We start from the raw sequence: 14,102 nt of genomic DNA on the forward strand, positions 1-14,102 counted from the left end.
CGGCCATGCTTGGTATGGTTAATGCCATGCTGCGGTCGCATCTGCGGCATTTTCAAGGCCTGATGTGAGTATTGCTGGATGAAAATCGCCGTTTTTGGGCTCGGTTATGTCGGGCTGTCCAATGCTGTCCTGCTGGCACAGCACCATGACGTGGTTGCTGTCGATATTTCTGCGGAACGGGTGGCGCTGGTCAATCAGCGCAAGGCGCCGATCGTGGATGCCGAGCTGGAAGATTTCCTGGCGACGCGTCCGCTTCGCCTCACGGCCACGGTCGATGCGGCCGAGGCGCTCGATGGTGTCGACTATGTCATTGTCGCCACACCGACCAATTACGATGCTGACACCAACAAGTTCGATACCTCCTCGGTAGAGGAAGTGATCAAGATGGTGCGCGATGCCAATCCGGCCGCGGTGATCGTGATCAAGTCCACCATCCCGGTTGGCTTCGTCAACGAGGTGCGCGCCCGGCTGGGAACCGACCAGGTTATCTTCAGCCCGGAATTCCTGCGCGAAGGCCGCGCGCTGTACGACAATCTCCACCCCTCGCGTATCATCGTGGGCGAGGAATCCGAGCGCGCCCGGGTCTTTGCCGAGCTGCTGCGCGAAGGCGCGGTGAAAAAGGACGTTGAAGTACTGTTCACCGGCCCGCGCGAGGCCGAGGCGATCAAGCTGTTCGCCAACACCTATCTCGCCATGCGCGTGGCGTTCTTCAACGAACTCGACAGCTATGCCATCGCCGGCGACATGGATACGCGGCAGATCATTCGCGGCGTCGGCCTCGATCCGCGCATCGGGCTGCATTACAACAACCCCAGCTTTGGTTATGGCGGCTATTGCCTGCCCAAGGATACCAAGCAGCTGCTGGCCAACTATTTCGAAGTGCCGCAGAACCTGATCCGCGCGATCGTTGACGCCAATCGCACCCGCAAGGATTTCCTGGCCGACCAGATCATCGCGCGCGGGCCGCGCAAGGTGGGCGTGTTCCGCCTGGTGATGAAGGCTGGGTCCGACAATTTCCGCCAATCCTCGATCCAGGGGATCATGAAGCGGATCAAGGCCAAGGGCATCGAAGTGGTGATCTATGAACCGGCCCTGCCGCAGGACCAGTTCTTTGGTTCGCGCGTGGTGCGTGATCTTGCTGCGTTCAAGGCGGAATGCGACGTGATCATCGCCAACCGCATGACCGCACAGATCGAGGACGTGAAGGACAAGGTCTTCACCCGTGACCTGTTCGGTTCGGACTGAGCAGGAGCGTGGCCTGTTGCAGGGGGGAAGCATGACCACATCGAGCATGGCCGAACGGCGCGATGCCATCCTGTTTTCCCGCTATGGGCTGGCATTCGATTGCGCCACCCTGGACCAGCTGGTCGAGCGCGCGCTGCAGCAGGCCGCTACGCCGCAGCTCTATTGCACCTGCAACGTCAACCACTTGCGCCTGCTGCAAACCAACGCCCTGTTTCAGGAGGCCTATGGCAAGGCGGCGGTTGTGACCGTCGATGGCCGGCCCATCCGCATGCTGGTGCGTCTGCAGACGCGGCACGACGTGCCGGTGGTGACAGGTGCCGATCTGTTTCCCGCGCTGCTCGACAAGTTGCGCCCGGGGATCGATCGGCCGTTCTTCGTCGCCAGCGCGCCAGAAGCGGCGCAGGCCCTGGCGGCACAACTGGTGGCGCGTGGATTTGCTGCCGATGCCATCGGCCAGGATAGCCCACCCTACGGCTTTGAGCGTGACGCGGCGTATAGTGCCAACCTGGTGGCGCAGATCGCCGCGCTGGGTACCACGCATCTGTTCATGGGCGTGGGGGCGCCCAAATCGGAACTGTGGGTGGCCCGCCATTTTGCCGAACTACCCCCGGCGCACATCTTCTGCGTGGGCGCCGCGCTCGATTTCTCGTCGCAGCGCAAGTCGCGCGCGCCGCGCTGGGTGCAACGCATGAGCCTGGAATGGCTGCATCGCATGCTCAGCGAGCCGCGCCGCCTGGTGCCGCGCTATGCCGGCGACGCCCTGTTCCTTGTCGGCATCCTGGCGGGCCGGCGGCTGGCTCCGATCGTACCGCCGCGCACCTGACCCGCCGATTGCGGGCTCACGCCAATTCGGCGACAATCCCCGTCGCCGCGGCCGTATCGGCGTCGGGCTCGGTATCGGGGCGGGGCATGGCCAGGGGTTGCGTTGCCTGGCGATAGGGCACCAGCAGCATTGCAGCAGCCACGGCGGCCAGCGAGGCCAGCGCCATCGAGCGGAACGGGAAATCGTCGAGGCCGTGCGCGCCCAGGATCACCAGCACGCCGCACGCGAACACTGCCTGCGCCCGCGAGAGCAGCGTGGCCTGGTCACTGCGTTCGGCAACGATGCGCCGCCACAGCAGCCAGATCAGCAGACCCAGCAGCGCCGCCAGCACGACAAGGCCGGGCAGGCCGCCCTCGAGCGTCCATTCCAGCCAATCGTTGTGTGCGCGGCCGGCAAAGGTGTTGGTCACCACTTCCAGGCGCTCATGCGCGTTGAAGATCGGTGGGAAGCTGCCCACGCCGCTGCCAGCTGGCCAGATCGTGCCGATTGCCTCGACCGTGTCCTTCCAGATGTCGGATCGCGCGTCCTTGAGGTTGGAAAAACGAGCGAGAATGCGGTCGATCGATCGAAGGCCGCTAAGCAGCGCCAAGGCGGCAACCGCAGCGCCGCCGAGCAGCATCAGCCAGAGCCGGCCTGCCGACATGTGCTGGCGCATGACTGGCCACAGCATGGCCAGGCAACCAATCACGGCCACCGGCAAGAGCACGATGCCGGTACGCGAACCGGTCAGCAGCGCGGTGATGGCCAGGATGGCCGCAGTAAGGCCCGTGGCGCACCAGAACGCCGTGCGGTTGCGCACCTTGTCGACCCACCCGCAAGCCAGCACGCCGGCAGCGAGCAGGGCAATAGCCAGCACGTCTGCCTCGGCATTGTGGTTGGCCTGGAAGCCGACGATGACGCCGGTGTGCGAATAGGCGTAGAGCGTCCAGTTGTGGCCGCCCGCCCGCGAAATCTGCAAGGTGCCAAGCGGGATCGACAGCAGCGCGAACAGCACGATCGTGGCGCAGATCCACATCCTGCCAGCCAGATCGGTACGGCTGACGACCAAGAGGAGCACTAGCGGGATAACCGTTGCCAGCAGCGAAATGAACGTGCGGCCCGGCGCCATGCTCCACGGCATCCAGCGGTCGGCCGCGCCGATCAGGCTGAGCGCTGCCACTTCTACGTCGCGGCCAGGCAGGGCATGCCACAGCGACGGGGGCAGGGGGATCAGCTGCGCAACCGGAATGACGATGACCAGCGCCGCAATGGCCCAGGCAGACCTGGGCACGGGCCCCAGCCCGGTCTGTAGCCGGGGCCAGAGCAGTTGCAGCGCGATCGTGAGTGCCACGATCACCTGCAGCGCCGTTTCGGAGTCAGGGTTGGTGGTGCCACCCCCACCCAGGAACAGCGCAGCGACAAGCGCACCGATGATCACCAGGACGCCGGTCTGCGGCAGGCCCACATGCGTCAGGCGATAGCGCGGCGGCATCAGCGCCGGTGTCTTGCTTTCCCCGCGATGCCGCGAGCGGCGGCGGCGGCCGCGCTGGCCGGAGATGTCGGCATTGGCGGTGGTCAAGGGATTGGATGAGGAGGAGCGGCGCCGGCGCGACGATCGCCGGGAAGAATTGTCGATGCCGTCGGAAGGTGCGCTGTTCGCCAAGGTGCCACTCGTCGCTATGTCATGCCGGCGCGGTGCATGCCAGCAAATAGGCTTTTGCCAAGGCGTAACGACCTACCTCGCTGGCCGCCTCAGGTCAAAAAAAAGGACCTGCAAGCCAGAGGCCTGCAGGTCCTTTTTCTAACTGTTCGTCAGCGATCAGGAACCGGTCGAAACGGTCGGAGTCGGATTGTTATCCTTCTTGACGATTTCGTAGGTGCCAACGCCGAAAGCGGCGAGGGCAGCGAGGCCCACGACAACGCCATCAACGTCCTTGGCCTGACCGGCAACCGGAGCCGACGAGCGGGCCAGCTTCTTGGCGGTCACAGCGGCGACCGGGGCGACCGGGCGGGTGGCGGCGGCCTGTGCGGTTCCAGCTACGAGCATGCTCGCAACGGCGCCGATGGCGGCGATCTTCATGATGTTCATGGTCTCAACTCCAGAATCGGCTTACCCTGCCGTTCTAGTGTATCTACGTATTTCGGGCAAGATTTTATTTTGCAGTGCCGCAAAGTGTGCGTTTCCAGCGGCATGATGATGCAGGCAGCAAGCGCTTGCTGCCCGTGCCTGATACCAGAAAAGCACAATTGGCGTACTATTCGCCAAACTCTTTACATGCCGCCAAGGCGCAAGAAGGGCGCCGGAATCCCGCTTGGCAAGTTTGCGAACACCCACCAAAAAGCCCGCCGTAAGTGAATACGGCGGGCCTTGAAGCACCAATCGGGAGGGAAGCGATCAGACGCCCGGCGAAATCGGAACCGGGCTGTCCTTCTTCTTCACGCCGATAACCACGGCGGTGGCAACGATCGGCACGGCCACGAGCAAGCCCAGCAGAGTGTCGGCATCGTTGCTGGTGGTGGCCACGTTCTGCGCGCTGCGCTTGAGCAGCTTGGCGCGCACGGGCTGGACCGAAGCCGGCGAGGCAGCGCGGACGCTTTCCGCGTAAGCGGGCGCGGTGAGGAGGATGGAACTGGCAACCAGGGTGCCAACAATGCCGGAGAGCTTCATAAGTACCCCTATGTGAAAAATACTATGTAAAAATACCGTAATCTGGCCGCACCCGCAAGAACCTTATTTGCGCTGCAGCATTTCCCGAGCGTTGGCAAAAACGTCATGGTTTTGAATTGGTTCCAACGTTTCTGGGCATTTTGCCCCGTCCACGTGGATAATTTGACGTCAAAAAACGACGCGCAGGCGCGAATCGCCTGGCGCATGGCCTGATGACGTGTCTGCTAAAGTTACCCTGCCGCCAGGGTTTTGGTGCCCGACATGATTTTGCAACTGCGAGAACACACCCGCTTTTCTGACGCGGGTAACCAGCCGGGAAGGGGTGACCTCAACGGTGCCGATCGTCGTTGCTTTGCCTCGATACAAAGATTGGCTTTGCTGAGAAGCGAGTGTCAGGGTTCCGCTTGGCAGCTTCCTGGCAACCGCGGCGTTGTGGAATGTGTCCGCGCCGCCTAAGGTCATGGGAAGGTGATGAGGGGAAATGCGCGATGCACGGCCGAGTAGCATGGATTGATTGTGCCCGGGGGATCGGCATAATATTGGTGGTTGCCGGGCATGTGATGACTTACGTTGGCAATATCCCTGTCAGCTATGCAATATTTACCTTCCACATGCCGTTTTTCGTCTTCTTGACGTCAATGGTAATGAAAGACCAGCCTTGGCAGGAAATCGCCCGGAGCCGCGCGCATACGTTCCTTGTTCCCTACGTCACCTACCTGATACTGGTCGGTAGCCCGTATGCCCTGAAGACCTTCCACAAATCGCCTCATGAAGGCATGGAATTCGCGAAAAACCTGGTGCTGGGCGGAAACTATCTCGCCGGCGTGGTCGGCCCGTTCTGGTATCTGACCGCCGCCTACATCGCCCTGGTCATCTATATGATGTTCAAAAACGGCCTCGGGGCAGAGCGCTCCTGGAAATTCTTCGGCGCTTTCGTGGTAGTGTTCGCCATCGCGCAGGGTATTTCCAGCCTGCCTGTCGCCGGGCCTTTGCCGCTGGGCCTGCTTTCGGTGCCCGCCGTGCTGCTGTTCATCTGGATCGGGCGGATCATGCCGTGGACCAGCCAGGCCCGGTTGCTCACGATCCTGTCGCTGCTGGTCATTCTTGCCGCGGCGGCGGTTGATCAAATGACGGCGCGCCAGAACTTTGCGTTGGATCTCAAGCAGGGCCAATTGGGCTTGCCGGTCTTCGGCATCATGCTGGCAATCGCCGGCAGTCAGCTTGTTTTTGTGCTGGCCCGGGGGATCGCCCGCGTCGATGTGTTGTTGACCGGCTTTGCGACCATTGGACGGCTGACCTTGCCGATCCTTTTCCTGCACCAGGCAGTTCATTTCGCGCTGAACGCGGCGGGCTTGCAGAACCAGTTTGCTGTGACGCTGCTGTCTGTCGCGGTGCCAGTGGCCTTTGCGCTCATCGCGCAGCGGGTCGTGCCGTGGGCGTGCCCCTATCTGGGCGTTCCGCGACTTAAAGCGGCTGCTGTCTCAGCAAGCTGAGTTTTGCGGCGGCAGATGCGCAATGCGGCGCATCTGCCTGGGGTATGAGCCTCAGAACGCCCGGTCGTGGATCAACACCGTGAACGTAGCGAACATGATCTGGACATCGCGCCAGATCGTCCAGCCATCAAGGTACTCTAGATCGGCCTGCAAGCGGCCTGACAGATCGGCTTCGGTGTCAGTGGCGCCACGGAAACCGCGAACCTGGGCGAGGCCGGTCAGGCCGGGCTTGAGCGAGTGGCGCTGATTGTAGCGCGGATCGACTTCCCAGAAGCGCTTGGTGCCGGCAAGTGAGCCCAAGGCATGGGGCCGCGGGCCGACGATGCTCATGTCGCCGCGCAACACATTGAGCAACTGGGGCAGTTCATCGATGCTGGTGCGGCGGATCAGGCGGCCGATGCGGGTGATCCGATCATCGTCCTTGCTGGCGGAGCGGGCACCGGCCGAATCGAGCTGCGCCACGCGCATCGAGCGAAACTTGTAGATCCAGAATAGCCGGTTGTTGCGGCCCTGGCGCTGTTGCTTGAAGAAGATCGGGCCGCGATCTTCGAGATAGACCAGCAAGGCCACGGTCAACAGCAGCGGCGCGAGGAACATGACCGCCGACCCGGCAATGGCCAGGTCCATCGCGCGCTTGGCCGCACGGCCGCGCATGCCCAGCGGCCCGGCCGAGACTACCAGCGAGCCGGTATCGTTGACCCGGCGCGCGCCAAGCACGCCCATCGCCACCACCGTTTCATCGATCAGTTCGCCGGTGATGTTGGCACCCTTGAGCACCATTGCCCATTCCATCTGCCGCTCTGGCGGGCAGCTGACCAGCACGCGATCCATGTTGGTCATGAACATGGCCAGGCGGTCGAGCATGTGCGGGTCGTTGCGATTGGGCACCAGGCGGTGCTGGCGGGCATCGATATGCCAGGCGTGGGGAATGCGCACCGGCAGGCCGCCATCATCGAGGATGAGAACGTTCTGCGCCGTGGGGCCGCACATCTTGCGGATCAGCGGCTGCACCGCGGTACGCGCCAGGATCAACGTGATGGCGCAGGCCAGGAAACTGGCGCCGGTCGACACGCGCGAGATCTGGTCGGAAACCTTGGCGAAAAAGGCGATGAAGATCAGCATCGTGAAGGCGGCGAGCAGCGAGGCAAAGGCCCGATGCCGGCTGAAGCGCGACGAGGTGAGCGCAGAAAGCGAGTAGGCGTTGAAGGCCAGCGCGGCGATTACGTAGAACGGCACCAGCAACGCCAGTTGCCGCAGCTGCGAAGCGGGCGTCATCCCGTATTGCGCCTCGCTGGCGCCCAGCATGGCGACGATGATCATCAGCACGTCGAGCAGGATCAGCATCATGTAGCACTGCAGGCGGCGATGTTCGAGCGAAGCGGCAAGCGGTAGCTTGAGGCGCGCGGCGCTAGTCGAACGCTGCTCACTCTGCTTGGCTTGGGCCGTCTGGGCCGGGAGATCTAGCGTGGTCATTGCCGCTCTCACTGTCCTTCGATGCCGGTGCCGCAATGAAGCAGCCTTCGTTTTAGGGCGCAGGTAAGGCGAATCGTGCCCCATCCGGTCGACTTGTGGCCGCCGCTGCGCCCGAACAGGTCTTTGTTGCGCTGCAATATCTACATGCTTGCCCCATAATGGCAAGTATCTATGCTTAGCATGGTTCCGCAGCATGCACTACGGCAGCGATCGGCCGTGCCTAGCGCGCTGCAGCCCGCGCAATTTCCGCCAGGGCCTGCCAAAGTGCCAGATCGGCGTTGCGGCTATCGGCCAACAAACTGCGATGTAACGAAATAAGTCGTTGCAAAAGTCGCTCCAGGCGGCGGCCTCGCCAGCGCTTGAGCTGATTTGCCAGATCGGGCTTGTCCCGAAAGAAGACTCGCCGCGCAGCCATTTCCTGCTCCAGGAAACTATTGATATCGCTGCGACTTCCCATACGCCCCGCAAGTTGCGCCAATTGTGCGGCCCGTCGTTCGAACGCAAGCAGCAAACCGACGGGGTTAATTCCCATTTCGCGCGCGCGCGCCAGTTCAGAGCCGATTCGGCGGCTGTCGCCAGACAGCACCGCATTGACCACCGGCATCATGCCATCGTCTTCGGTTGATGCGCCGATGGCATCAAGCGCGGCGGCGTCGGCTGTGCGCGGCGATTGCGGGCTGGCATCGAGATAGAGCGCGAGCTTTTCCACCTCGCTGCGCGCCATGCGGGTATCGAGCGCGGTGGCGCGGGCGATGCGCTCGGCGAGATCTCCGGTCATGCGCAGGCCGGCCGCACCGGCCATGTCGCGCACGGCATCGACGACCGAACGCAGATCGGGCGGATGGAACATGCCGACCAGGGTATCACCGCGATCACCCAGCAACTTGGCCACGCGTGACTTGTCGGTGGCCGCGCTGGCAACGATCAGCACCGGCCAGCCGTCTACCGGGCTAGCCAGCAGGGTTTCGACGGCATCGAACACTTCATCGCCGGCGGTGCGTACATGGATCTGGCGGCGGTCACCAAACAGGGAAACCGAGCGCGCTTCGTCGGCCAGGCGTACAGGATCGCGGCGCAGTTCCGCCCCGGCCAGTTCCACCCGCTCCGCCTCGCCCAGGAGGCCGGCGATGCGAGCGGCAGCATCGGCTGCCCCGGCTTCGTCGGGGCCGCAGAAATAGAAAATCCGGCAATCCTGCGCGGCGCGGGCAGCCGCGCCGGCAAAGGTCTTTTGCGTAACCTTCACGGCGATCGGCCTATTGGCCGGGGGCAGGAGAGGGCGAAGGCGCGGGGGCGGCAGGCACGGCGACAGGCGCAGTGCCCTGGGTCTTTTCGCGCAGCCGGGTGGCGACGCGGGTGATGATCTGGTCGGCGATTTCGCGCGAGAGGTTTTCCTGCGCGGTCTGTTCGGCCGCAATCACGGAGTATTCGCTCGAGACCACGTCGAGCCCGGCGTCGGCCGATGCCGTGGCATCGAGCACGATTGCCCCGTTGCCCAGATCGACCAACTGATAGCGCGCGCGCAAGGTGCGCCGCTCGCGCGTGATGGTGTCGTCCGACAGCTGGCCCAGGCCCTGAAGCTTTTCGTCAAGGCGCACGTCGAGGCGATACTGCGGCTGCTTGCCCCCGCTGCCCAGCCGGTCGGTGAGGGCGTGGCGCACCAGCCAGCCAGACTTGCCGGCGATCGGCGCCACGTCCACCGCAGACACCGCCCGCGCCACGGCGCCCGATCCGCCGCCGGCATACATCGGCTGCAACCCGCAGCCGGCCAGCGGCAGGCAGAACAAGGCCATACAGAGCGTGATGCGGGACTTAGACAACAAGGTTCACCAATCGATCGGGCACCACGATCACCTTCTTCACAGCTGCCCCGTCGAGTGCACGCTGCACCTTGTCGGATGCCAGCGCAAGGGCTTCCAGTTCCTCGCGCGCGGTGCCCTTGGCGACGGTCAGCGTATCACGCAGCTTCCCCTTGACCTGAACAGCGACGGTCACTTCGTCGTCGACCAGCAGGGCCGGATCGACCGTCGGCCAGGCGGCGTCGGCCACCAGGCCGCTGCCGTGCGTGGCAAAGGCTTCTTCGGCCAGATGCGGCATCATCGGCGCCACGAGCAGCAGCAGCGTGCGGATCGCCTGGGTGCGGCTGGCCGAGGGCGCGGCCTTTTCGGTGGCGCCGGTCAGCTCATAGATGCGCGCAACGGCCTTGTTGAAGCCGAGTGCCTCGATATCCAGCGCGACGGCATGCACCGTCTGGTGGACCTTGCGATCGAGCGCCTTGTCCTCGCCCGTGGCGCTGGCATCGGCCTGGGCAAACAGGCGCCACAACCGCTGCACGAAGCGCGCGCAGCCCTCGATTCCGGCTTCCGACCAAGGCAGGTCACGCTCGGGCGGGCTGTCTGACAGCATGAACCAGCGGATCGCGTCGGCGCCATAGCGGGCCACGATATCGTCGGGATCCACCACGTTCTTCTTGGACTTCGACATCTTGATGACGCGGCCGATTTCCACCGGCTGGCCATCGGCCTTGAGCGTTGCTCCGTCGCCGGTGCGCTCCACCTCGCCCGGTGCGTACCAGATCGGCTGGCCATTGGCGGGATCGACGCGCGAATAGGTCTCGTGCGTGACCATGCCTTGGGTAAACAGGCTGCCGAACGGCTCGGTCACCTCGATCTTGCCAATGCGGGCCAGCGCACGGGTCCAGAACCGGGCATAGAGCAGGTGCAGAATCGCATGCTCGATGCCGCCGATATACTGTTCCACCGGCAGCCACTGCTTGATCACGTCGGGATCGAACGGGCGATCGGCTGGCTGGCTGGCAAAGCGCAGGAAATACCACGAACTGTCGACGAAGGTGTCGAGTGTGTCGGTCTCACGCCGCGCCGCGTGGCCGCACTGCGGGCAGGGCACATGCTTCCAGGTGGGATGGCGGTCGAGCGGATTGCCCGGCACCGAGAAATCCACGTCTTCGGGCAGGGTGACCGGCAGCTGCTTCTTGGGCACCGGCACCACGCCGCACACTTCGCAGTGCACGAAGGGGATCGGCGTGCCCCAATAGCGCTGGCGGCTCACACCCCAGTCGCGCAGGCGCCACACGGTCTGGCCCTGGCCCCAGCCTTCGCCCTGGGCGCGGTCGATCACGGCCTTCTTGGCCTGCGCCACGCTCATCCCGTCGAGGAACTGCGAGTTGACCAGCACGCCATCGCCCGCTTCGGCTTCGGCGCCAAACGGCTTGTCGGCGTCGGCGGGATCGGTGGCGACCACGCGCAGGATCGGCAGGCCATACTTGGTGGCGAAGTCGAAGTCGCGCTGGTCGTGTCCGGGCACGGCCATGATGGCGCCGGTGCCATAATCCATCAGCACGAAGTTGGCGATGTAGACCGGCAGCGCCGCCCCGGTGAGCGGATGGCGCGCGGTAATGCCAGTGTCAAAGCCAAGCTTTTCCGCCGTTTCCAGCTCGGCCGCAGTGGTGCCGCCCTGCTTGCACAGGGCGATGAAATCCTGCGCGGCGGGATTGCCGGCGGCCACGCCCTGCGCCACCGGGTGATCGGCGGCCACGGCGACGAAGCTGGCGCCAAAGATCGTGTCGGGGCGGGTGGTATAGACCTCCAGGCTGTCCCCGTTCGACAGGTCGAACGCGAATTGCAGGCCCTGGCTCTTGCCGATCCAGTTTTCCTGCATCAGCCGCACCTTTTCCGGCCACTTGTCGAGGCTGGACAGCCCTTCGAGCAGTTCGTCGGCGAAGTCCGTAATCTTCAGGAACCACTGGTTCAGCTTGCGCTTTTCGACCAGTGCGCCGCTGCGCCAGCCGCGCCCGTCGATCACCTGCTCGTTGGCGAGCACGGTGTGGTCGATCGGGTCCCAGTTGACCGCCGATTCCTTGCGATAGACCAGGCCTGCCGCATAGAGATCGAGGAACAGGGCCTGTTCATGCCCGTAATATTCCGGCTCGCACGTGGCGATTTCGCGGCTCCAGTCGAGCGCGAAGCCCAGGCGCTTCAATTGCGCCTTCATGTTGGCGATGTTTTCGCGCGTCCAGCCGCCCGGATGCACGCCCTTTTCCATGGCGGCGTTTTCCGCCGGCATGCCGAAGGCGTCCCAGCCCATGGGATGCAAAACTTCGTGCCCGATCATGCGCTTGTAGCGCGCCAGCACGTCACCCATGGTATAGTTGCGCACGTGGCCGATGTGGATGCGCCCCGACGGATAGGGGAACATCTCGAGCACATAGCTGCGCGGCTTCGCGCTCGTATCGTCGGCGCGGAAGGACTGGGCATCGTCCCACGCCTTCTGCCAACGCAGATCGGCGGTTGCGGAATCGAAACGGGTGGGTTCTGAAGACGGGGCGGAAGTCATGGCGCGCTCTTTAGGAAGCGGCACGCCTTATCGCAAGCGCGTGCCGCTGCCGGGCGTGCCACCGTTTCGGTCGATAAGGGTAGGGTCGGTCAGTTGATGCCCGAAGGCAGCGCCTGGCGGCGCAGGTCGCGCGCCTTGGTCAGGATGACGTCTTCCAGCTTCTGGACGGTGGCGGCCTGGACCGGCGCATCGACCCACACACCGTTCTGGGAGACCTGGCGGCTCGCCGCGACGCGCAGGGCGTCGGCGCGCAGATCCTGGTCGAGGATCGACACGGTTACCTTGATGCGTTCGCCCGGGTTGCGCGGGCTGGTGTACCAGTCGGTGACAATCACGCCGCCGTTGCTGTCGGTCTGCAGCAGCGGCATGAACGACAGCGAATCGAGGGTGGCGCGCCACAGGTAGGCATTCACGCCGATCGTGGTCACTTTGCTGGACGCCATATCGGTGCGCATGCGCTCGAGCTTGCCGAGCTTCTTGTGGCCATGGCTTGCGCAGCCGGCAATCGCCACGGCCAGGATGCCGACGGCAAGCGCGCGGCCGATCGTCCGGCTGGCGCCACGGATCTGGCCGGCGGCATCAGCCGGTGCAGTGGCAGGGGCCGCGGTGGTGTTGTGGCGGGCGATGGCGCTGATCGTCACGTCAATCCTGTCCTGTCTGGCGCAGCGGCGGTCATCCCCGCGGCGATGATAAAACCGTGCTGGCGCACGGCAGAGAAAAATTTTCCGTGGCCTCGCACGGTTGCTTTGGCCACGCCTCTATCACCCTGGTACGCTGCCCGGCAAGCCGCGTTGCCAGGACACGCGCATTGTTTCATCTGAGCTGGCAAATCCCCGGCGTACAAGGGCGTGGAGCACTGACGGTTGAAGCGGTTGCGGCGGTGAACGCGTGGTGAATGACCGGGCAACCAAAACCGATTGCAGCAAGGGTGGGTGGATGCACTTTGGCCCGCAATCCGGGGTGTTTGGGCAGGTGGTCCGGCATTGGTGTCACTACTTGGCCACAGCGCGGGAAATCCTTGGCGGTTCCGACGTTTCCAATCTGGAAATCACCGGGGCGAAGGAGTACATCGAAGTGGAGTGTCATGCCTTCGTCATGTTAGCGTCGTTTTACCGGCCACATCGATCGCATGATGCATAATGTGATTCGCAACGACCAAAGACAGGAAGCAGGCAGGAACATGAGCGGCAGGGGCAGCAAAAAAGCGAACGCGCAGGGCTTGCGCCGTTCCATGCTGCCGCGCGCGCTGCGGGCGCCGTTGCTCGCCGCCACCTGCATTGCCGCTGGCCTGGTCATCGCCCCCACGGTCAGCAGTGCCGTCACCGGCTCGTTCAAGCCGCTTGCCCAGGTCAGCCTGGCGGCGCGCGGCGGCATCGGTTCGTTCACCCCGGCTTCGGGCGATCCCAAGCTGGCTGCCGCGATCACCGTGCGTGGCCTTGGCAACAGCCATATGTTCCGCTTCACTCCGGCCGGCGCAGATTCGCGTGCGGACCGCGCCATCACCGTGGCTGTGCGGGTCAACCCGGAAGTTGCCCGGGCGATCTCGGTGCGTGGCGTGCTCGGCAACATCGGCGGCGCTGCCGGCAACGGCACCCCGTTGCGCATCGTGCCCAATGCCTTCAACCTGGGCATGGCGCGCGGCTATCAGAGCTTTGCCGTGACCAGCGGTCTTGGCACCGGCGACGGCTTCGACCGTGATACGCAGCGCCTCGACATGCCCGATCTCAATCACTTTGCCGTGGCCACGCCGTCGGCCGCTGCCACCACGGGCAGCACTGGCCGTCTCGCGCCGCGCATCGCGCTGGATGAGAAGGAGCGCGCTGGTCGCGCCCCGCGCACGCTGGAAACCCAGGGCGATTACCAGGTCGATTTCGGCGGCAGCTATCGCCTGACGCGCAATCTCGATGTGACTGCGGGTGTTCGCTATTCGTCGGACCGCGATCGCCTGCATCCGCTGACCGATGCACGCCAGGACAGCCAGGCGGTTTACCTCGGAACGCAGTTCCGCTTCTGATCGTCGCATTGCCCCCGCGATCTTCTCCATTTTGGTGGAACAACAGGCTCGCTTCGG

The 14,102-nt window shown here is 64.1% G+C and carries 14 protein-coding genes; 4 read left to right on the forward strand and 10 right to left on the reverse strand.

Annotated features, from left to right (window positions below):
* The first annotated feature begins 78 nt into the window (after positions 1–78).
* Both C8K14_RS12095 and C8K14_RS12100 read left to right on the forward strand, forming a co-directional pair.
* Positions 79–1,245 carry a nucleotide sugar dehydrogenase gene (locus C8K14_RS12095; RefSeq protein WP_062787028.1) on the forward strand — a complete coding sequence of 389 codons (1,167 nt, stop codon included), beginning with the start codon at positions 79–81 and terminating at the stop codon, positions 1,243–1,245.
* A 31-nt stretch (positions 1,246–1,276) separates the two neighbouring features.
* Entirely contained in the window at positions 1,277–2,068 is a 792-nt protein-coding gene (locus C8K14_RS12100) for a WecB/TagA/CpsF family glycosyltransferase (protein WP_107716855.1), read from the forward strand.
* A gap of 16 nt (positions 2,069–2,084) precedes the next feature.
* Here C8K14_RS12100 and C8K14_RS12105 read toward each other — a convergent pair whose 3' ends face one another.
* The 4 genes from C8K14_RS12105 to C8K14_RS22380 form a co-directional block, all read right to left on the reverse strand.
* Positions 2,085–3,626: an O-antigen ligase gene (locus tag C8K14_RS12105; RefSeq protein ID WP_107716856.1), complete on the reverse strand. Its 1,542-nt coding sequence runs from the start codon at positions 3,624–3,626 to the stop codon at positions 2,085–2,087.
* A gap of 240 nt (positions 3,627–3,866) precedes the next feature.
* Positions 3,867–4,136 (reverse strand): hypothetical protein, encoded by a 270-nt coding sequence (locus C8K14_RS12110; RefSeq protein ID WP_062787018.1) that lies wholly within the window; start codon positions 4,134–4,136, stop codon positions 3,867–3,869.
* 306 nt (positions 4,137–4,442) lie between these two features.
* On the reverse strand, positions 4,443–4,715 hold the full coding sequence (locus tag C8K14_RS12115) for a hypothetical protein (RefSeq protein WP_062787015.1): 273 nt from the start codon (positions 4,713–4,715) through the stop codon (positions 4,443–4,445).
* 168 nt (positions 4,716–4,883) lie between these two features.
* Positions 4,884–5,177, reverse strand: coding sequence for a hypothetical protein (locus C8K14_RS22380; RefSeq protein ID WP_133726806.1), 294 nt, complete (start codon positions 5,175–5,177; stop codon positions 4,884–4,886).
* A 26-nt stretch (positions 5,178–5,203) separates the two neighbouring features.
* On the opposite strand from C8K14_RS22380, the gene C8K14_RS12120 reads away from it, so the two are divergent.
* On the forward strand, positions 5,204–6,208 hold the full coding sequence (locus tag C8K14_RS12120; protein ID WP_158271906.1) for an acyltransferase family protein: 1,005 nt from the start codon (positions 5,204–5,206) through the stop codon (positions 6,206–6,208).
* Between the two features lie 51 nt (positions 6,209–6,259).
* On the opposite strand, the gene C8K14_RS12125 is transcribed toward C8K14_RS12120, so the two are convergent.
* The 6 genes from C8K14_RS12125 to C8K14_RS12145 form a co-directional block, all read right to left on the reverse strand.
* Complete coding sequence (locus C8K14_RS12125; RefSeq protein ID WP_233251058.1) at positions 6,260–7,681, reverse strand: exopolysaccharide biosynthesis polyprenyl glycosylphosphotransferase; 1,422 nt, start codon at positions 7,679–7,681, stop codon at positions 6,260–6,262.
* Positions 7,682–7,689: 8 nt separating this feature from the next.
* Positions 7,690–7,818: a hypothetical protein gene (locus C8K14_RS23125; RefSeq protein ID WP_255421341.1), complete on the reverse strand. Its 129-nt coding sequence runs from the start codon at positions 7,816–7,818 to the stop codon at positions 7,690–7,692.
* 83 nt (positions 7,819–7,901) lie between these two features.
* A complete protein-coding gene (gene holA, locus C8K14_RS12130) occupies positions 7,902–8,924 on the reverse strand; it encodes a DNA polymerase III subunit delta (RefSeq protein WP_107716858.1) in 1,023 nt (340 codons plus the stop codon).
* A 10-nt stretch (positions 8,925–8,934) separates the two neighbouring features.
* The gene (gene lptE, locus C8K14_RS12135; RefSeq protein WP_107716859.1) at positions 8,935–9,471 is read right to left on the reverse strand and encodes an LPS assembly lipoprotein LptE; all 537 of its coding nucleotides are present in this window, start codon (positions 9,469–9,471) and stop codon (positions 8,935–8,937) included.
* 19 nt (positions 9,472–9,490) lie between these two features.
* Positions 9,491–12,031 carry a leucine--tRNA ligase gene (gene leuS / locus C8K14_RS12140; RefSeq protein ID WP_107716860.1) on the reverse strand — a complete coding sequence of 847 codons (2,541 nt, stop codon included), beginning with the start codon at positions 12,029–12,031 and terminating at the stop codon, positions 9,491–9,493.
* Positions 12,032–12,120: 89 nt separating this feature from the next.
* A complete protein-coding gene (locus tag C8K14_RS12145; RefSeq protein ID WP_369801301.1) occupies positions 12,121–12,537 on the reverse strand; it encodes a DUF3576 domain-containing protein in 417 nt (138 codons plus the stop codon).
* 725 nt (positions 12,538–13,262) lie between these two features.
* Here C8K14_RS12145 and C8K14_RS12155 point away from each other — a divergent pair.
* Positions 13,263–14,045, forward strand: a complete 783-nt coding sequence (locus C8K14_RS12155) for a hypothetical protein (RefSeq protein WP_107716862.1) — start codon at positions 13,263–13,265, stop codon at positions 14,043–14,045.
* Positions 14,046–14,102: the final 57 nt, after the last annotated feature.

It is taken from the genome of Novosphingobium sp. GV079, from assembly GCF_003058045.1.
Taxonomy (GTDB): Bacteria; Pseudomonadota; Alphaproteobacteria; order Sphingomonadales; family Sphingomonadaceae; genus Novosphingobium; species Novosphingobium capsulatum.